General features: G+C 47.4%; 16 protein-coding genes. 11 read left to right on the top strand and 5 right to left on the bottom strand.

Annotated elements, in window-relative coordinates:
* Positions 1–15: 15 nt before the first annotated feature.
* The 5 genes from AOC28_RS04750 to proC are packed head-to-tail and all read left to right on the top strand — an operon-like array spanning position 16 to position 5525.
* Positions 16–1506, top strand: coding sequence for an FAD-linked oxidase C-terminal domain-containing protein (locus tag AOC28_RS04750; RefSeq protein ID WP_072582911.1), 1491 nt, complete (start codon positions 16–18; stop codon positions 1504–1506).
* Positions 1506–2651 carry a glycolate oxidase subunit GlcE gene (gene glcE / locus AOC28_RS04745; protein ID WP_072582807.1) on the top strand — a complete coding sequence of 382 codons (1146 nt, stop codon included), beginning with the start codon at positions 1506–1508 and terminating at the stop codon, positions 2649–2651. Before AOC28_RS04750 ends, glcE begins: the two co-directional genes overlap by 1 nt.
* 8 nt (positions 2652–2659) lie before the next feature.
* A complete protein-coding gene (gene glcF, locus AOC28_RS04740; RefSeq protein ID WP_072582806.1) occupies positions 2660–3937 on the top strand; it encodes a glycolate oxidase subunit GlcF in 1278 nt (425 codons plus the stop codon).
* The gene (locus AOC28_RS04735; RefSeq protein ID WP_072582805.1) at positions 3934–4659 is read left to right on the top strand and encodes a YggS family pyridoxal phosphate-dependent enzyme; all 726 of its coding nucleotides are present in this window, start codon (positions 3934–3936) and stop codon (positions 4657–4659) included. The genes glcF and AOC28_RS04735 overlap by 4 nt, the downstream gene beginning before the upstream one ends.
* Positions 4656–5525 (top strand): pyrroline-5-carboxylate reductase, encoded by an 870-nt coding sequence (gene proC / locus AOC28_RS04730; RefSeq protein ID WP_072582804.1) that lies wholly within the window; start codon positions 4656–4658, stop codon positions 5523–5525. The genes AOC28_RS04735 and proC overlap by 4 nt, the downstream gene beginning before the upstream one ends.
* Here proC and ubiA read toward each other — a convergent pair.
* A complete protein-coding gene (gene ubiA, locus AOC28_RS04725; RefSeq protein WP_072582803.1) occupies positions 5522–6385 on the bottom strand; it encodes a 4-hydroxybenzoate octaprenyltransferase in 864 nt (287 codons plus the stop codon). The two genes, proC and ubiA, sit on opposite strands and share 4 nt — an antisense overlap.
* A gap of 10 nt (positions 6386–6395) precedes the next feature.
* On the bottom strand, positions 6396–8459 hold the full coding sequence (gene recG / locus AOC28_RS04720) for an ATP-dependent DNA helicase RecG (protein WP_072582802.1): 2064 nt from the start codon (positions 8457–8459) through the stop codon (positions 6396–6398).
* Between the two features lie 30 nt (positions 8460–8489).
* Here recG and queA point away from each other — a divergent pair, with 30 nt between their 5' ends.
* The 5 genes from queA (at position 8490) to secF (ending at position 14014) form a co-directional block, all read left to right on the top strand.
* Positions 8490–9536: a tRNA preQ1(34) S-adenosylmethionine ribosyltransferase-isomerase QueA gene (queA, locus tag AOC28_RS04715; RefSeq protein ID WP_072582801.1), complete on the top strand. Its 1047-nt coding sequence runs from the start codon at positions 8490–8492 to the stop codon at positions 9534–9536.
* Positions 9533–10690 (top strand): tRNA guanosine(34) transglycosylase Tgt, encoded by a 1158-nt coding sequence (tgt, locus tag AOC28_RS04710; RefSeq protein WP_072582910.1) that lies wholly within the window; start codon positions 9533–9535, stop codon positions 10688–10690. Before queA ends, tgt begins: the two co-directional genes overlap by 4 nt.
* A 134-nt stretch (positions 10691–10824) precedes the next feature.
* Positions 10825–11151: a preprotein translocase subunit YajC gene (yajC, locus tag AOC28_RS04705; RefSeq protein ID WP_072582800.1), complete on the top strand. Its 327-nt coding sequence runs from the start codon at positions 10825–10827 to the stop codon at positions 11149–11151.
* A 25-nt stretch (positions 11152–11176) separates the two neighbouring features.
* A complete protein-coding gene (gene secD / locus AOC28_RS04700) occupies positions 11177–13036 on the top strand; it encodes a protein translocase subunit SecD (protein ID WP_072582799.1) in 1860 nt (619 codons plus the stop codon).
* A 3-nt stretch (positions 13037–13039) separates the two neighbouring features.
* Complete coding sequence (gene secF / locus AOC28_RS04695; protein WP_072582798.1) at positions 13040–14014, top strand: protein translocase subunit SecF; 975 nt, start codon at positions 13040–13042, stop codon at positions 14012–14014.
* 21 nt (positions 14015–14035) lie between these two features.
* Here the strand turns inward: secF and AOC28_RS04690 are convergent, their stop codons facing one another.
* Both AOC28_RS04690 and purB read right to left on the bottom strand, forming a co-directional pair.
* Positions 14036–15385, bottom strand: a complete 1350-nt coding sequence (locus tag AOC28_RS04690) for a 3-deoxy-D-manno-octulosonic acid transferase (protein ID WP_083564227.1) — start codon at positions 15383–15385, stop codon at positions 14036–14038.
* Positions 15382–16761 (bottom strand): adenylosuccinate lyase, encoded by a 1380-nt coding sequence (gene purB / locus AOC28_RS04685; RefSeq protein WP_072582907.1) that lies wholly within the window; start codon positions 16759–16761, stop codon positions 15382–15384. Before purB ends, AOC28_RS04690 begins: the two co-directional genes overlap by 4 nt.
* Before the next feature lie 95 nt (positions 16762–16856).
* Between purB and AOC28_RS04680 the strand changes: the two genes are divergently transcribed.
* Positions 16857–17471: a glutathione S-transferase N-terminal domain-containing protein gene (locus AOC28_RS04680; RefSeq protein ID WP_072582908.1), complete on the top strand. Its 615-nt coding sequence runs from the start codon at positions 16857–16859 to the stop codon at positions 17469–17471.
* A gap of 74 nt (positions 17472–17545) precedes the next feature.
* Here the strand turns inward: AOC28_RS04680 and mnmA are convergent, their stop codons facing one another.
* The gene (gene mnmA / locus AOC28_RS04675) at positions 17546–18658 is read right to left on the bottom strand and encodes a tRNA 2-thiouridine(34) synthase MnmA (protein WP_072582797.1); all 1113 of its coding nucleotides are present in this window, start codon (positions 18656–18658) and stop codon (positions 17546–17548) included.
* Between the last annotated feature and the right edge of the window lie 4 nt (positions 18659–18662).

Genomic DNA, 18662 nt, shown 5'->3' with positions numbered 1-18662 from the left:
ATGATTCTTATGAATATGGTGACCCCACCCCCCGAATTAGCCGCTATTAGCGCCCTTCAGTCCAAATTGGTTGCGGCCTTGCGCCCAATCCTGCCGGAACATGCCCTTCTATGGGAGCCAGAAGATACCATTCCCTATGAATGTGATGGTCTGGCCGCTTACCGTCGGATGCCTTTGGCAGTAGCTCTGCCAGAAACAGAAGGGCAAGTTACCCAAATTTTGAAGATTTGCTATGCAATGCAAATCCCCGTAGTGCCTCGCGGATCGGGAACTGGTCTCTCGGGTGGTGCAATGCCTATTTCTCAGGGGTTGGTACTGTCATTAGCCAAGCTCAAGAAAATTGTCAGCATTGATCCATTTACCCGCACTGCAGTTGTTCAACCTGGCGTGCGCAATCTTGCTATTTCTGAAGCAGTTGCCCATCTTGGCTTGTATTACGCTCCAGACCCCTCCTCTCAGATTGCCTGCTCTATTGGTGGCAATGTCAATGAAAACTCCGGTGGTGTGCACTGTCTTAAATATGGGCTTACTCTGCACAACGTTCTGCGTGTGCGTGCAATCCTCATGAATGGTGAGATTGTTGAATTTGGCGGCCTAGCACCCGATGCACCAGGCCTTGATTTATTAGCCATCATGATGGGCAGCGAGGGCATGCTAGCTGTTGTGACTGAAGTTACGGTCAAATTGGTTGCTAAACCAAAATTAGCACGTGTCATCATGGCGAGTTTTGATGACATTGAAAAGGGTGGTAATGCAGTTGCCGCCATTATTGCTGCTGGCATTATTCCTGCCGGTCTTGAAATGATGGACAAGGCTACTACCCGCGCTGTAGAAGAGTTTGTACATGCTGGCTATGACTTAGACGCTGCAGCTATTTTGCTCTGCGAATCTGATGGCACTCCTGAAGAAGTAGCTGAAGAAATTGAACGCATGACTAAAGTACTCGAAGAATCTGGCGCTAGTGGCATTCAGATCTCCAAAGATGAAAGCGAGCGCTTAAAGTTTTGGAGTGGGCGCAAGAATGCCTTCCCTGCTGCAGGTCGGCTGGCAGCTGATTACTACTGTATGGATGGCACTATTCCGCGCCGCCATATTGCTACGCTCCTCAAGCGCATTCAGGGCATGGAAGAAAAGTACGGCCTTGGTTGTTTAAATGTTTTCCATGCGGGTGACGGCAATATGCATCCATTGATTTTATTTAATGGTGCCGATCAAGACGAATGGCATCGCGCAGAAGAATTCGGCACTGAAATATTAGAAGCCTGTGTTGAGCTTGGTGGCACCATCACTGGTGAGCATGGTGTTGGCATTGAAAAAATTAATTCGATGTGCGTTCAGTTTGGTGAAGGTGAGCGCGAATCTTTCTGGGGCGTGAAGAGTGCCTTTGATCCAGAAAAATTACTCAACCCAGACAAAGCTATTCCGACTTTAAGTCGCTGCGCAGAATATGGTCGCATGCGCATTAGCGGCGGCCAATTGCCTCACCCAGAATTGGAGCGCTTCTGATGAGTCACTCCCATCCACAAATTAATGCATTCCAAGAGCAAATTCTCAATGCAGCAAAGAATAAAACCCCGCTCTCGATTGAAGGCGGTGGCACTAAAGCTTGGTATGGCAATCCGAATGGCTATACAAAGCTAGATACACGTACTTACTCCGGTATTTTGGAGTATCAGCCAGAAGAATTAGTCATCACCGCCTGTGCAGGCACTCCGCTAAAAGAAATTGAAGCAGCTCTAAAAGAAAAGAATCAGGTGTTTGCTTTTGAACCACCACACTTTGGTGAACATGCAACCTTTGGTGGTGCAATTGCCGCCGGACTTGCTGGCCCAGGGCGCATTGCTGTGGGCAACTTCCGTGACTTTGTATTGGGTGCTCGCATTATTGATGGCAAAGGCCAAGATCTTTCCTTTGGCGGTAAGGTCATGAAGAACGTAGCGGGATATGACGTCTCTCGTTTACTGCCCGGCTCTTTGGGAACGCTTGCTCTTTTGTTGGAAGCCTCAGTCAAGGTCTTACCTAAACCTGCGGCGACCGCAACCTTACGGTGCCAGATCTCCCAAGAGAAAGCCCTCAAGATATTGAACGAATGGGCTGGACAGCCACTACCTTTATCTGCAAGCTGCTGGATTGGTTCCACTACAGGCGGCGATGGAGAGTTAACTTTCCGTCTTGCGGGTGCCGCAGCCGCGGTTAAAGCCGCAATTCCTCTCATGAGTTCTTTGGTTATGGCTACTGAGGTTAATCCTGAAACCGCAGAACATTTCTGGAATGATTTACGTGAGCAAAAACTTTCTGCATTTGCCAATCTAGGTGCCGATCAAACGCTTTATCGCTTAGCACTCCCTGCAGCCAGTGGGCCAATTACTATCAGTGGTGCCTCGGATGAAATTGTTCTAGAGTGGCATGGTCAACAACGTTGGATTACAGCGCCTGGCGATGATGCTACCTTTAAAGCCATCAAGGCCATTGCTAATTCCCATGGCGGACATGCAACTCGCTTTAAACAGGGTGCCAATGTAGATCCTAGCAATCAGCGCTTTACCTTGCTATCCGAGCAAGCTCACTCCTTTGCCCTTGAGGCAGTGCAAGAACGCCTGAGATCAGCTTTTGATCCTGCAGGTGTATTCGCTACTAAACGCCTTCCATAAGTATTTCTATGCAAACTCAACTCGCCCCTCAATTTGCCAACACACCGGAAGGTATCGAGGCAGCCCGCATTCTGGGCAAATGTGTTCACTGTGGTTTTTGTACGGCCACCTGCCCTACCTATCAAATACTAGGTGATGAGTTAGATGGGCCTCGCGGACGCATCTATCTGATTAAGCAGATCGCAGAAGGGCAGGCACCCACTGAAAAGACTCGCCTGCATTTAGATCGCTGTTTAACTTGTCGCAATTGCGAGAGTACTTGCCCGAGCGGTGTTCAATACGGCAACTTAATAGACATTGGTCGCAAGTGGGCAGAAGAAAATACGCCTGAGCGCCCAATCGGCCAACGCTTGACCCGTTGGGCCCTAAAAGAAGGTTTAACTAAGCCTGCTTTATTTAATACGGCTATGACCCTAGGTCGCTTAGTGCGTCCGTTAATGCCAAGCGGCATCAAGCGCAAGATTCCGCTAACTGTTAATAAAGCACTGGCCGATTCCACTGATGCTTACGCAAGACCTACTACAACCCATCAGCGCAAAATGGTTTTACTCGAAGGTTGCGTACAGCCTGGCATGCTCCCAAATATCAATTCAGCAACAGCACGTGTGCTTAACGCGTTAAAGATTCAAATGACTAGTGCGCCCAATGCCACTTGCTGTGGAGCACTACGCTATCACCTTAATGATCAAGCTGGCGGTTTAGATAATGCCAAGCAAAATATTGATGCGTGGTGGCCTTTGGTTGAAAGTGGTGTGGAAGCGATTGTGATGACAGCATCTGGTTGCGGTGTGATGGTGAAGGACTATGGCCATCTCTTTGCAAATGATCCCATCTACGCAGCCAAAGCGAAAAAGATTTCAGATCTGACCAAGGATATTTCTGAAATACTGCCTTCCTTGCAAAATGAGCTGGTGCAGCTGGTAGGTACAGATCCAAAACCAGGCGTCGTATATCACCCGCCTTGCACCTTGCAACACGGCCAACAAATTCGCGGCAAGGTTGAGGGCTTACTTTCTAGTATCGGTATTGGTGTGCGTTTATGTGCGGACAGCCATCTTTGCTGCGGCTCTGCAGGCACTTACTCTGTTACTCAACCAGAACTCTCTGAGCAACTTCGTAAAAATAAGTTAACCCACTTAAATGCCGCCTGCGAGGAATCTGGTGCAGAGGTCATTGTTTCTGGAAACATTGGCTGCATCACCCATCTGCAGCAAGAAGACACCCCAGTAGTGCATTGGATTGAAATCGTAGATCAACTACTTAGCAAATCTTCTAAGGCCTCATGAATTCCATTGTTGTCAATCTGATGCAAGTCAGAGCAAGGATTGAACTTGCTGCCCTAGCAGCAAAGCGTGAGCCGGAAGATATTGAACTTTTAGCTGTTAGCAAAACCTTTCCTGCCGCTGCCGTTGAAGAAGCTATGCATGCTGGTCAATCGGCTTTTGGTGAAAACTATGTGCAAGAGGCCGTTGAAAAAATTGAGAAGTTAGCCAAATTACGCCCTTGGTTGAACTGGCATTTCATTGGACCTTTGCAGAGCAATAAAACCAGAGAAGTAGCCCAACATTTCGATTGGGTTCATAGTGTGGACCGCCTCAAAATTGCAGAACGCCTATCCGCCCAACGTGGCGAGTTTCCAGATTTACCGCCATTGATGGTTTGCGTACAAATCAATGTTAGCGAGGAAGAGAGCAAAAGCGGCATTTCTCTGGTTGAAGTTGAAGAACTCTGTAACGCTATTACCTCTTTACCAAACTTAGTTCTGCGGGGCTTGATGGCAATTCCCGCACCTAATCCAGACCCTGTCTTGCAACGCCAGGCTTTTGCAGCCGTACAAGATTGTTTCAAGCGCATACAAGCCAGCCATTTCACTGAACTTGGTTACCAGTTCTTTGACACCCTTTCGATGGGCATGTCCGATGATTTAGAGGCCGCCATCGCTGAAGGCAGCACTTTAGTTCGCGTTGGTACAGCCATTTTCGGGAAGCGCGATAAGATTAGCAAATGAGCACAAACAAAATCGCACAAAATAATAGCAATGCGCACATCACCTTTGTTGGTGGCGGCAATATGGGGCGCGCCCTCATTAGCGGCCTTCTTGCTAGTGGATTCGAATCCAATCAAATTTCTGTTGTAGAAGCAAATGCTACAACCGCCCTCAAGCTGCACGAAGATTTTGGCGTTCAAGGCATTAGCGCTTTAGAACATATCTCTTTTGACTTCTCTAAAAATAATGTGCTTGTCATGGCGATCAAACCCCAAGACTTCAATGTCGTCGCCAAAGGTTTGGCATCTAAACTTAAGCATGCTAGCGCTCCCGGCCCACTCATTCTGAGCATCGCTGCCGGTATTCGCCTAAAAGATATGAGTCGCTGGCTTGATCACACACGCTGTGCGCGCGCTATGCCCAATACTCCAGCCTTAATTGGTAAAGGGATTACCGGTCTTTTTGCAGATGCAGCTGTAGATCAATCTGACCGCGCCTTAGCTGAAACCATTTGTAATGCGGTAGGTCAAACCGTTTGGGTAAAAGAAGAAAAATTGATGGACGCAGTAACTGCTGTTTCTGGTAGTGGCCCAGCCTATGTCTTTGCATTTTTAGAGGCAATGCAATCTGCTGGAGAGAAGCTCGGTCTTGATACAGAGACGGCTCGCAAGCTGGCGTATGCCACTCTTGAAGGCGCTACACAGCTCGCCCATAACTCTGATGAGCACGCTGGCGTTCTCCGCGAGAGAGTCACTTCAAAAGGCGGAACCACTGCTGCTGCTCTAGATGTCATGAAACAACAAGGTTGGCATGAAATTTTAGAAAAAGCGATTGATGCAGCCAGTCAGCGTGGCAAAACGATGGGCGATGAACTCGGCCAGAGTTAGTTAATACCTAAACCCAGCACAATTCCTATAAATAAAAATCCGCCTAACCAGTTGTTATGGCGGAATGCTTTAAAGCAATTATCTCTATTGCGAGTTGAAACCAACTTCAAGTGATAGATTGCGCAAGCCAATGCAGCGAACCAACCCACTAAATAATAATTGCTTAAGTTGGCTAATTGCGCCACCCATAGCTGACTCAGAAAAAGCATCCCGTAGCTTATTGCTATAGCGACGACATCGTACTGACCAAAAGTAATGGCCGATGTTCTCAACCCTAGGCGCAGATCATCATCGCGATCAACCATGGCATAAGCGGTGTCATAAGCAATCGCCCAAAAGATGTTCCCAATAAATAAGAACCAAGCCTCTAGGGGGATGAAATCCAAAATAGCCGCATACGCCATCGGAATGCCAAAGCCAAAGGCAATACCCAAGACAGCTTGAGGCATGACAAAAAAGCGTTTCGTAAAGGGATAGACGAAGGCTACTATTAAAGCAAGCACGGACAACTGCTTTGTAAATAGGTTCAGGGGCTGAATGAGTAAAAACGCAATTAAGGCCAATACCCCAGCCACAGCTACGGCCTCTTTACCCGAGATTTTTCCACTCGTGACTGGGCGACCTTGGGTCCGTTTAACATGCCGATCAAAATCACGATCAGCATAATCGTTGATTGCGCAGCCCGCACTACGCATCAAAAAAGTACCAACCGTAAAGATCAGCAAAATAGATAAATCAGGCACGCCACTGCTTGCCAACCAAAGAGCCCAGAGCGTAGGCCATAACAGTAATAGCGTACCAATTGGCTTATCTAGCCTGATTAGGTACCCGTAAGAAATAAAACGATCTTTTAAATTCATAAGGTAATTATCAGGCCTTCAGAAATTCAGCTCGAGATCCGAGCCAGCGCTCTAAATGACGCTCTACCAGATCTGCATGCTCAGCGAGTAAGCGCTCAGCCGCCTGTTGAGCCAACTCAATTAACCAGGCGTCGCGTTGCAAATCAACAAAGCGCAACATCGCATCCCCTGATTGCTTTGCGCCCAATAATTCACCCGGACCACGCAGTGATAAATCTCGCTCAGCAATCACAAAACCATCTGAGGTCTCACGTAAAGTTTGTAGACGCTCCTTGGCGGCCATTGAAAGTGGTTCGGCATACATCAAAATACAGACCGAATCCGCAGACCCTCTACCCACGCGCCCGCGTAATTGATGAATCTGGGCATAACCAAAACGCTCAGCATGCTCAATCACCATTAACGCCGCATTAGGTACGTCTACCCCAACCTCAATTACCGTAGTAGCCACTAAGAGCTGAATCTCGTTTGCCTTGAAGGCAGCCATGACTGCCGCTTTTTCTTCTGCTTTTAATCTGCCATGTACCAGGCCAACCTTGAAGTCAGGTAAAGCCTGCGTCAGTTGCTCGAAGCTCTCAACTGCGGTTTGCAATTGCAGCACTTCAGACTCTTCAATGAGAGGGCAAACCCAGTACGCTTGCAACCCCTTGGATAACCAACTTTGCAAACCACCGATCACCTCATCACGGCGACTGGCTTTAACTACCTTGGTAGCAATCGGTTTTCGGCCAGGAGGTAATTCATCGATGACAGAGACATCTAAGTCCGCATAGTAGGTCATCGCTAAAGTGCGTGGTATTGGTGTCGCTGACATCATCAGCTGATGGCAGTAGAACAATTCTGAGCCAACCCGTTGCTGAATCTCTAAACGCTGCCTCACTCCAAAGCGATGTTGCTCATCAATCACTGCGAGGCCAAGTTTGGCAAAGCTCACATTTTCTTGAATAAGAGCATGCGTACCAATAATGAGTTGGGCTTGCCCATTCTCGATCACTTCTTGCGCCAATCGTTTTTCTTTGGCTTTCAGACTCCCTGACAGCCAAGCGATTTTTACCCCCAAAGGTTCAAACCATTCTTTCATTTTGAGGTAGTGCTGCTCAGCCAAGATCTCCGTAGGCGCCATGATGGCTGCTTGATAACCATGATCCATCACCCGCGCTGCAGCTAAAGCAGCCACTACGGTCTTGCCGCTACCCACGTCTCCTTGTAGAAGGCGATTCATCGGAAATGATTGAGAAAGATCATTACTAATTTCAGACCAAACACGATCTTGAGCATTAGTTAATTTAAAAGGCAATACCTTTAACAAACCCCCTTCAAGGCTTTGTTTCTTTGCCCTTGGAAAGCTTGGTGCATGCCGCTCCCGACGAATCGCATGGGCACGCTTTAACGAAATTTGCTGAGCAAGGAGTTCCTCAAACTGCACTCGACGCCAAGCAGGATGAGTACGCTCTAGCAATGCTTGGGTATTTGCATCAGCAGGTGGTTGATGCAAATAGGTAATCGCCGCTTGCAAGTTTGGCCAATCATGACTTGGTAGCAACTCTGCCATCAGTTCTTTGGGCAAGAACTCAGCCAAACTATCTTGCAGACTTGGTTCACGCAAGGCTTGTGTCACTGCCTTACGAATAATGGTTTGCGAGACTCCAACACTTGCTGGATAAACTGGAGTCAAACTAACGGGCAAAGGTGCATCTGGAGCGACAGCTCTCACCGTAGGGTGCACCATCTCTGGACCCTGAAAACCTTCACGCACTTCACCGCGGACTCGAATATTGACCCCAACAGCCATTTGTTTTTGCTGGCTAGGATAGAAGTTCAGGAAACGCAGATTTAAGGTTTCAGTTTCATCCTCAATAGTGACTATCATCTGCCTTCTGGGTCTAAATAAGACCTGATTACGAATAACTGCACCTTGAGTCTGAGCGGAGTTAAATCGACCCTGATGTATTGCCTCCTCGATAGTGAGCAGCTCGGTCTCATCCTCGTAACGGGATGGCAAGTGCAAAGCAAGGGCCATAGGGGTATCTAAACCCATCTTTTGGAGTGTGCTTGGCGCTTGTTTAGTAGTCATCGTTAAAATCTAATACCTGATGGTAATGCTATGCAACTCTCCGACTTTAATTACGAACTCCCACCCGAGCTAATCGCCCAACATCCCTTGGCGAATAGAACCGATAGCCGCCTCTTAGAGGTCATGGCTGATGGGCCAAATCACGTCCAATTGGTAGATCGACAGTTTAAGGACATTCTGAGTCTTCTTCAGTCTGGGGACTTATTAGTCTTTAACGACACCAAGGTTATTCCTGCGCGCTTACACGGCAAAAAGGAAACTGGCGGGAACGTGGAACTGCTCATTGAACGCATTAGCGGTGAAAAGCAGGCTTGGGTACAAATTAGAGCCTCCAAGGTACCTAAGACTGGAACCACTGTTCATATTCACAATCAGGCTGGCGAAACCTTTCCTGTAGAGATGATTGGGTATGACGGACGTTTTTATGAGGTGCGCTTTCCGGAGAATGTGTTTTCTTTGCTTGAGCGTTTTGGTGAGCTCCCATTGCCCCCCTATATTGAGCATCAACCTGATGGAGAAGACGCGCAGCGTTATCAAACGGTAGTTGCCAAAAATCCAGGGGCGGTAGCTGCCCCAACAGCAGGCTTACATTTTGATGAATCTATCTTGCAAGAACTCAAGAAGTTAGGTGTTCATCAAGCGGCCGTCACATTACATGTGGGAGCCGGAACATTTACGCCCGTGCGTGAAGAAGATCTTTCAAAACATAAGATGCACTACGAATGGTTCTCTATTCCCAATGCGACATTAGAAGCCATTGAGACTACCAAGAAAAATGGTGGCAAAATTGTTGCGGTAGGCACTACCAGTCTGCGCGCACTAGAGAGTCAGGCTGCTAGCGGGCAAAATAGCGGCGAGACCAATCTCTTTATTACCCCCGGCTACCAATTTAAAACCGTAGATTGTTTGCTTACGAACTTTCATCTGCCAAAATCTACCTTATTAATGTTGGTCAGTGCTTTTGCGGGAATGGAAAACATTCGCGCCGCTTATCAACATGCCATTCATCAGAAGTATCGTTTCTTCAGCTATGGAGATGCGATGTTTCTATGTCGACTCGAGAATCCAAAGTTATGACCAAACCTGTTCACTTCAATATCCTGGCACGCGACTCGCAAAGCCCAGCTCGCCTTGGTCAGCTTGACCTTCCACATGGCAGCGTGCAAACACCAATCTTCATGCCCGTGGGAACGTATGGCACCGTCAAGGCAATGACACCGCGTGATTTGAATGAAGCCAAAGCCCAAATTATTTTAGGCAATACCTTTCATCTCTGGTTAAGGCCGGGATTAGATGTGATTAAAAAACATGGTGGCTTGCATCGTTTTATGGGTTGGGACAAACCGATCCTCACTGACTCTGGCGGCTTTCAGGTATTTAGTTTGGGCGCGCTGCGCAAGATCTCTGAAGAGGGCGTGACCTTTGCATCTCCAATCAATGGCGACAAATTATTTATGTCTCCAGAAGTGTCAATGGAAATTCAGGCGGTTCTCAATAGCGATATCGCGATGCAGTTTGATGAATGCACTCCTTATGAAATCAAAGGTCAACCCACTTCTGAAAAAACAGCTCGTGCATCACTAGAGATGTCTTTGCGCTGGGGCGATCGCTCTCTCAAGCGTTTTCGCGAACTGAATACAGGCAACGGACTCTTTGGCATTGTCCAAGGCGGCATGTTTGAGAATCTGCGTGAATTTTCTTTAGATGCCGTAAGTCAGCAAGGTTTTGATGGGATTGCTATTGGTGGCTTATCAGTTGGAGAGCCTAAACCCGAGTTTGAGCGGATTCTCAATTTCACTGCACCCAAATTGCCAGAACATATGCCTCATTATTTAATGGGCGTTGGCACTCCAGAAGATCTGATATTGGGCGTTAGCCTAGGCATTGATATGTTCGATTGCGTGATGCCAACCCGCAACGCCCGCAATGGCTGGCTCTTTACCCGCTTTGGCGACCTAAAGCTCCGTAATTCTGGGTACAAGGACGATGATCGCCCAGTAGACCCTACCTGCGCCTGCTATACCTGCCAAAACTTCACCAGATCCTATTTAAATCACCTCCAAAAGGCGAATGAGATCCTAGGGTCCCAGCTAAACACCATTCATAACCTGTCCTACTACCTCCAGCTGATGACTGAGGTCCGCGAGGCTCTCAGCAAAGACCGCTTTAGCGCCTATCGTGAGGAATTTCATAGCAATCGCCAGCGTGGTGTTGAGCCTGGGCAGGACTAATAGCCCTACAGGGGGCAAAACCCCCTGTAAATCACCTCCAAAGCCCCACACAGTTTAGAATTGCGGGTTACGGCCATCGGTTTAAAGGTCGAAAAATATCGCAGTTTTTAATTGGTAATTAACGGAGGTTTTGTATGTGGATTAGTAACGCTTTTGCCCAAGCTCCTGCAGCGGGCGCAGATTCCAGTGGCTTGATGAGCTTTCTCCCTTTGATTTTGATGTTTGCAGTTTTGTACTTCATCATGATTCGCCCACAAATGAAGCGTCAAAAAGAAACTAAGGTAATGCTCGAGTCATTAGGCGTTGGCGATGAAGTTGTTACTGTTGGCGGCATCATGGGCAAAGTAACGGCATTGAAAGACCAAATAGTTACCGTTGAAATTTCTGCTGGCACTGAAGTGCACATGCAAAAAGGTGCCATCACTACAGTATTGCCAAAAGGCACTCTGAAGTCTGCTTAATTTATTTGTTTAAAAGTATCTCAATATGAATCGCTACCCTCTCTGGAAATATCTAGTCATTGCCGTTGCATTACTGATCGGCGGACTATATTCATTGCCCAATTTCTATGGTGAGGCTCCAGCGGTTCAAGTCTCGTCTGCCAAGCCAACCATCAAGGTTGATTTGGCAACGCAGGCTCGTGTCGAAAAGATTCTTGCAGAAGCCAACATTAATAACACCGGTCTCTTCTTCGAAGTCGCTGGCAATGTAGGCTCGATCAAAGTTCGCTTCAATAACACTGACATTCAGTTGCGCGCACGCGATCTATTGCAGCAGAAATTAAATGTAGATCAAAATGATCCCAACTACACTGTTGCCTTAAACCTGCTGTCTAATACACCGGGCTGGTTAAGTGCAATCAATGCATTACCAATGCCACTAGGCCTTGATTTGCGTGGCGGTGTCTATTTCCTCTTGCAAGTGGATATGAAGGGGGCAGTCCAGAAAAAAGTGACTTCCTTGGCAGGCGATATTCGCAGTCAATTACGCGATAAGAGCATCAGGCATCAAGGTATTGAACGTGGCGCTGACTTTATCTCCATTAACTTCGCCAATGTCGAAGATGCAGATCAAGCGCGCGCAGTACTTACAACGGGGCAACCTGAGCTCATTTGGTTAATCAAATCCAATGGCTCTTTACCTAAATTAGTGGGTGAATTTAAGCCAGCTGCTCTCAAGGCCATTCAAGATAACGCCGTCAAACAAAATATCATCACCCTCAATAAGCGCGTCAATGAATTAGCGGTTAAAGAGCCAGTGATTCAACAACAAGGTGCTGAGCGCATTGTGGTGCAGTTACCTGGCGTACAAGATACCGCTCGTGCCAAAGACATCATCGGTCGCACAGCAACTCTAGAGTCTCGCTTAGCTGACCCCTTGGCGTCTACCATCAGCTTAGGCGAAACCCCTCCTCCAGGCATGGATACTTTCCGCTTTGGTGAAAATCGCTTGGGTGTATTTAAAAAATCAGTCATCTTCAGTGGTGATCGCATTACCGATGCTAGTGCTGGCTTTGACCAAAACCAACGCCCAGCAGTAAACATCTCCCTGGATGCCGCTGGTGGTCGCGTCATGCAAGAAGTGACTCGCGAAAATATCGGCAAGCCGATGGGCATGATCTTATTTGAAAAGGGTAAAGGTGAAGTGCTCACCATCGCCACCATTCAAAGTGAGTTTGGCTCTAAGTTCCAGATCACTGGTCAGCCAACTACCGAGAGCGCTAATGACTTAGCCCTGCTCTTGCGCGCTGGATCATTAGCGGCACCAATGGAAATCATTGAAGAACGCACTATTGGACCAAGCCTTGGCGCAGAAAATATTGAGAAGGGCTTTAAGTCGCTCTTGATCGGCTTTACTGCGATCGCGATTTTCATGATGGTCTACTACTTACTGTTTGGCACTTTCTCCGTTGTCGCTTTGGCGGTGAACTTGCTCTTGCTCATCTCAGTGCTATCGATGCTGCAAGCCACGCTCACCTTGCCGGGCATCGCTGCGATGGCCTTGGCTCTGGGTATGGCTATTGACTCCAACGTGTTGATTAACGAACGTATTCGTGAAGAGTTACGTAACGGAGCTTCACCACAAACAGCCATTTCTGTCGGCTTTGATAAAGCTTGGGCAACAATCCTGGACTCTAACGTAACAACCTTAATTGCTGGTCTGGCCTTGTTAGCATTTGGATCTGGCCCTATCAAAGGCTTCGCAGTGGTTCACTGCTTAGGTATTCTGACTTCAATGTTCTCGGCTGTCTTCTTCTCACGTGGCCTTGTTAACCTCTGGTACGGCAGACATAAGAAGATTCAAAAACTCGCTATCGGCCAAGTTTGGCGTCCACAGGAGAAATAAGCCATGGAATTTTTCCGGATCAAAAAAGATATTCCCTTCATGCGCCATGCATTGGTGCTTAATGCGATTTCTTTAGTTACTTTTTTAGCTGCAGTCTTTTTCCTCTGGCATAACGGCCTGCATCTCTCCATCGAATTTACTGGTGGAACGGTGATGGAAGTCAGCTATCCACAAACTGCGCCTTTGGACTCCATTCGCACCAAGGTTGAGAAGCTGGGCTATGCAGATACTCAAATTCAGAACTTTGGTAGCTCACGCGATGTCATGATTCGCCTACCATTGCAAAAAGATGCTGAAGGTAAATTGATTTCTTCTGCTGATCAGAGCACGGCAGTAATGCAAGCGCTTGAACCAGCAACGACTGGCGTGAAATTGCAACGTGTTGAGTTTGTTGGTCCACAGGTGGGTCAAGAGTTGGCCATTGACGGCTTAAAAGCACTCATCTTTGTAATCATTGGCATCGTGGTGTATCTATCCTTCCGCTTTGAGTGGAAGTTTGCGCTTGCCGGCATCATTGCGAACTTACATGACGTTGTCATTATCCTGGGCTTCTTTGCCTTCTTCCAGTGGGAGTTCTCCCTCTCAGTGTTGGCGGCTGTTCTCGCAGTTCTAGGGTACTCAGTAAACGAATCTGTGGTGATCTTTGACCGTATTCGTGAGAACTTCCGTAAATATCGCAAGATGAATACCCGTGAAATCATTGATAACGCAATTACAAGCACTATCAGCCGTACCGTAATCACTCACGGCAGTACTGAGATGATGGTCCTGGCAATGTTAGTCTTTGGAGGCCCAACACTCTTCTACTTTGCACTAGCACTGACCATTGGTATTTTGTTTGGTATCTACTCTTCAGTCTTCGTTGCTGCGGCATTGGCCATGTGGCTTGGTGTTACACGCGAAGATTTAGTGAAGGGCGATAAAAAGCCAGATGATGATGCCCGCAAAGATGATCCCAACTACGGGGCACGGGTCTAACTTAGACTTTTTAGTTCAGCGTTAGTTTTGTTGATTAAGGGCAGCTAAGATTCTGTTAGTTGCACCTTGATGCTCTGTTGAATAAGACTTAGCGGCCGCACTCATCTTTGCTAACTCATTAGCATTTAGAAGCAACTCTTTCAAAGCTTCCATTAAGGCTATTGGCTCCGTTAAAAGCAATTCGCCATGAATGCGTTTAGCAGCACCACTATTAATCGCATCTAAGGCAGCCTGTTGAAAGTTATAGGTGTGCTCCCCCAAAAGAACAGGACAGCCAGCTGCACAAGCCTCAATCAAGTTTTGACCTCCAAAGGGCAGCAAGCTTCCGCCCATTAGCACTAAGTCAGAAGCGCTGTAATACATCGGCATCTCACCCATGGAGTCACCCAGAACAACATCCAATCCAGCGCACTCACTCGGAGTACCAGACCACTCGCTACGACGGCGAAACTTGAAACTAGCATTGTTAATTTGATCTGCTACTTCTGCGAAGCGCTCGGGATGGCGCGGGACCAAACAAAGTAATGGAGGAGTTGCAAATGCATTGCTTAAGAGCAAATCTTTCCAAGCCTTCAGAATGATGGCCTCCTCTCCATCGCGCGTGCTCGCTGCACAAACCATCAAGCGATTTCCAGCATGTAGCTCCCTCTGCCATTCTTTACCCTCAGCAAGCAATTTCGGATCGAGTGGAACATCAAATTTCAGATTGCCGGTAATAACAATATTTTTAACGCCTAGGCTACGGTAACGCCCAGCATCAAACTCAGTCTGCGCCAGGATTCCCGCAAAAGCTTGAAATAATGCGCGCCCCGCTTGACCAAATCGATTAACACGTCGGGCACTTCTCTCGGAAAGGCGGGCATTTACTAGAAATAGGGGTAAGCCAATTTCTTTGCAACGAAAGACCACAGTCGGCCACGCCTCGGTTTCCATGAAGAGGCCAAACTTTGGCTTAAATGTCTTCAAGAAATGCTCTATAGACCAGCAGAGGTCGTAAGGTAAATAAACTTGACGAATTTGCCCAGCAGCAATCTCTTTAGCAAATAACTGCTTGCCAGTACGGCGGCCATTCAAAGTCATGTGGGTGAGCAAAATAGATTCGCCCTTAGCTAAATAAGCCTCAATCAATGGTTGAGCAGCACGCGTCTCACCTACTGATACCGCATGAATCCAAATAGAGCCCAGAGCAATAGGCTTGCTGTAGCCAAAGCCCAATCGCTCAGGAATGTGATGAAGATAGGAGAAGGCATGACGTGCACGCCAAGCTAGACGTATAAATGCTAATGGCAATAAGAGGTGCCATAGCAATTGATAAGCAGCAAACCAGATCCGGGGACGCGCCCCGTATTCTGAATTGGGAGTCAAGCTCACTTTTTGAGACGTTCGGTCAACTCGACCGCCTTACCTAGGTAAGAAGATGGTGTCATCTCCAACAAGCGTACTTTTGCATCCTCAGGAATCTTCAAACCACGAATAAAGGTTTGCAGGTCTGCTTGATTAATCCCTTTGCCACGAGTCAATTCTTTTAACTGCTCATAGGGATTCTCGATACCATAACGGCGCATCACAGTTTGCACCGGCTCAGCCAATACTTCCCAACAAGCGTCCAAATCAGCAGCGATTGCAGCATGATTTACCTCTAACTTACTAAGGCCGCGCAAGGCGCTGTCATAAGCCAGTACGCTGTGGCCAAAAGCAGGGCCTAGATTGCGCAAGACAGTAGAGTCAGTCAAGTCACGTTGCCAACGAGAGATTGGTAATTTTTCTGCAAGGTGACGCAGCAATGCGTTGGCAACACCCAAGTTACCTTCAGAGTTTTCAAAATCAATCGGGTTCACTTTATGCGGCATCGTCGATGAACCGATCTCTCCTGCTTTAGTGCGCTGCTTAAAGTAGCCAACCGAGATGTAAGCCCAGAAGTCGCGATCCATATCCAAAAGAATCGTATTAGCACGAGCGATCGCATCAAAGAGCTGAGCCATACCATCGTGTGGCTCAATTTGAATGGTGTAAGGATTGAACGTTAAACCTAGACGCCTCTCAACCACACTCTTGGAAAAATTTTCCCAATCAAAATCAGGATACGCTGACATGTGAGCGTTGTAGTTACCAACTGCACCATTCATCTTACCTAGTAAAGGGGCTGCAGCGATAGACTCGATCGCGCGCTCTAAACGCTTGGCAATATTGGCAATCTCTTTACCCAAAGTGCTTGGTGAAGCTGGCTGGCCATGAGTGCGAGAGAGCAAAGGCACTTTAGCGTTCTCAATCGCGAGATCAGTCAGTACTGAGAGTACTTTTCTGAGTTGAGGCAATAGAACCTCATCACGTGCACCGCGCAACATTAAACCGTGAGAAGTATTGTTAATATCTTCTGATGTACAGGCAAAGTGAATAAACTCACTTGCTTTCAACAAATCTGGTCGTCCAGCAACCTTTTCTTTTAAGAAATATTCAACTGCCTTTACGTCGTGGTTCGTTACTGCTTCGATATCTTTGATGCGCTGAGCATCTGCATCAGAAAAGTTTTCTGGGAGCGAAAGCAAAAAAGCTTCGTCAGCAGCATTAATTTTTGGAACATCAGGCAAGCCGGCAGCAGCCAAAGCTAAGAGCCAATGAATTTCCACAAAAACACGCTGACGCATAAAAGCGGCTTCGGAAAGCCAGGGGCGTAAGGCATCCAGTTTTCCGGCATAACGGCCATCTAGGGGTGAAAGGGCATTGAGGGTTGAAAGCGGCTGACTCACGAATATTGCCTTTGCATTGAATATGTCAATAAAAGCTGATTTTAATGCGTTCCGGCGTACAGCAAAGCCCAAATAGGATGGCTATACTTGAGCCCATGAAACTTATCGGATCCCTTACTAGCCCCTATGTGCGTAAAGTACGCATTGTTTTTAACGAGAAAAAGGTTGATGTTGACCTCGAATTAGAGAATGTATGGGCTGCAGACACCAAAATAGCCCTTAACAACCCCCTAGGGAAGGTTCCTTGCCTTATGGCTGACGATGGAGAGGCCATTTACGACTCCCGCGTCATTGCCGAATATGCCGACGGCCTCAGCCCAGTAAGCAAGCTCATTCCTGCCGATAACCGTGAGCGTGCCGCAGTAAAAACCTGGGAAGCGCTAGCAGACGGAATTGTCGACGCGAGTATTTTGGCTCGTCTAGAACTTACATGGCGCCCAACTGAACAACAAAGCCAGGCATGGGTAGATCGTCAAATGAGCAAAATTGATGTGGCGCTGCGTCACATGTCCGAGCAACTGGGTGGAAATGCCTGGTGTCATGGCAATCAACTAACTTTGGCAGATATCGCCGTAGGTTGCGCAATCGGATATTTATTATTTCGCTTTCCAGAGGTGAAATGGCAAACTCAATATCCAAATTTAGATCGTCTGTATCAAAAGTTATTACAGCGACCTTCCTTTATTGAAACCGAACCACCTGCCGCTTAATTCACTTGCTGCTGAATTAAAAATGCCAATCAAAACTGATTGGCATTTTTGTATCCGCTACTTGCTAATGAAAATTATGCAGAAATAATTCCGCCACCCAAACAAATATCTCCGTCATACAAGACAGCAGATTGCCCTGGAGTAACAACCCACTGCGCTTCTGGAAAACTTAAGTCGAAGCTTAGTGCTTCAGCACCAGCACTCAAAGTACAAGCAGAGTCTGCTTGTCGATAACGAGTCTTAGCAGAATAATTTCCGGGTGTTGGTGAAGCACCAGAAACCCAACTGGCGTCCATTGCGGCAAGCTGATTAGCCAATAGCCACGGGTGTTCGTGGCCTTGGGCTACATATAAGGTGTTATTAGGAATATCCTTGCGCGCTACATACCAAGCGTCACCATTGCCATCTTGACTACCACCCAAACCAATACCTTTGCGCTGACCTAAGGTGAAGAAGGCTAAGCCCATATGCTCGCCAACTGTTTTACCTTCTGGGGTTTTTATCGGGCCAGGTACGCGCGGTAAATAACGATTTAAGAATTCTCTAAAAGGACGTTCACCAATAAAGCAAATACCGGTGGAGTCTTTCTTTTTAGCATTGTGCAAACCAATTTTCTCTGCAATTTTTCTGACTTCCGTTTTTGGAATTTCTCCAAGCGGGAACATCACGTTTGCCAATTGTTGCTGCGTTAAGCGATGTAAGAAATAACTTTGGTCCTTACTGGCATCGACAGCTTTCAACAACTGTACTCTGCCACCTTCATGACGCACGCGCGCATAGTGCCCTGTTGCAATCGCATTCGCACCCAAACTCATGGCGTGATCTAAGAAAGCTTTGAACTTAATTTCGGCATTACATAAAACATCAGGATTGGGTGTTCGCCCTGCAGCGTACTCGCGCAAGAAATCAGCAAATACGCGCTCACGGTATTCAGCAGCAAAATTGACTGCTTCGACGTCTATTCCGATCAAATCGGCGACTGAAACCACATCGAGCCAGTCTTGACGAGCAGAACAGTACTCGTCGTTATCGTCATCCTCCCAATTTTTCATAAAAAGGCCAATAACTTCAAAGCCTTGCTCTTTGAGCATCCAGGCAGCCACCGACGAATCTACCCCCCCAGACATGCCAATAACGACTTTCTTGGGCTGGGAGGACGGGATTAAGGAAGAATTGAGCGGGATCATCAAA

The sequence above is a fragment of the Polynucleobacter sp. MWH-Adler-W8 genome (assembly GCF_001889925.1).
Taxonomy (GTDB): domain Bacteria; phylum Pseudomonadota; class Gammaproteobacteria; order Burkholderiales; family Burkholderiaceae; genus Polynucleobacter.
Note: the sequence above shows the minus strand (reverse complement) of the source record. Positions and strands in the feature narration are given on the sequence as shown.

Excerpts from the sequence above, each read along its gene's own strand:
- AOC28_RS04750 (WP_072582911.1), top strand. The coding sequence starts at position 16 with ATGGTGACCCCACCCCCCGAATTAGCCGCTATTAGCGCCCTTCAGTCC.
- glcE (WP_072582807.1), top strand. The coding sequence starts at position 1,506 with ATGAGTCACTCCCATCCACAAATTAATGCATTCCAAGAGCAAATTCTC.
- glcF (WP_072582806.1), top strand. The coding sequence starts at position 2,660 with ATGCAAACTCAACTCGCCCCTCAATTTGCCAACACACCGGAAGGTATC.
- AOC28_RS04735 (WP_072582805.1), top strand. The coding sequence starts at position 3,934 with ATGAATTCCATTGTTGTCAATCTGATGCAAGTCAGAGCAAGGATTGAA.
- proC (WP_072582804.1), top strand. The coding sequence starts at position 4,656 with ATGAGCACAAACAAAATCGCACAAAATAATAGCAATGCGCACATCACC.
- ubiA (WP_072582803.1), bottom strand. The coding sequence starts at position 6,385 with ATGAATTTAAAAGATCGTTTTATTTCTTACGGGTACCTAATCAGGCTA.
- recG (WP_072582802.1), bottom strand. The coding sequence starts at position 8,459 with ATGACTACTAAACAAGCGCCAAGCACACTCCAAAAGATGGGTTTAGAT.
- queA (WP_072582801.1), top strand. The coding sequence starts at position 8,490 with ATGCAACTCTCCGACTTTAATTACGAACTCCCACCCGAGCTAATCGCC.
- tgt (WP_072582910.1), top strand. The coding sequence starts at position 9,533 with ATGACCAAACCTGTTCACTTCAATATCCTGGCACGCGACTCGCAAAGC.
- yajC (WP_072582800.1), top strand. The coding sequence starts at position 10,825 with ATGTGGATTAGTAACGCTTTTGCCCAAGCTCCTGCAGCGGGCGCAGAT.
- secD (WP_072582799.1), top strand. The coding sequence starts at position 11,177 with ATGAATCGCTACCCTCTCTGGAAATATCTAGTCATTGCCGTTGCATTA.
- secF (WP_072582798.1), top strand. The coding sequence starts at position 13,040 with ATGGAATTTTTCCGGATCAAAAAAGATATTCCCTTCATGCGCCATGCA.
- AOC28_RS04680 (WP_072582908.1), top strand. The coding sequence starts at position 16,857 with ATGAAACTTATCGGATCCCTTACTAGCCCCTATGTGCGTAAAGTACGC.
- mnmA (WP_072582797.1), bottom strand. The coding sequence starts at position 18,658 with ATGATCCCGCTCAATTCTTCCTTAATCCCGTCCTCCCAGCCCAAGAAA.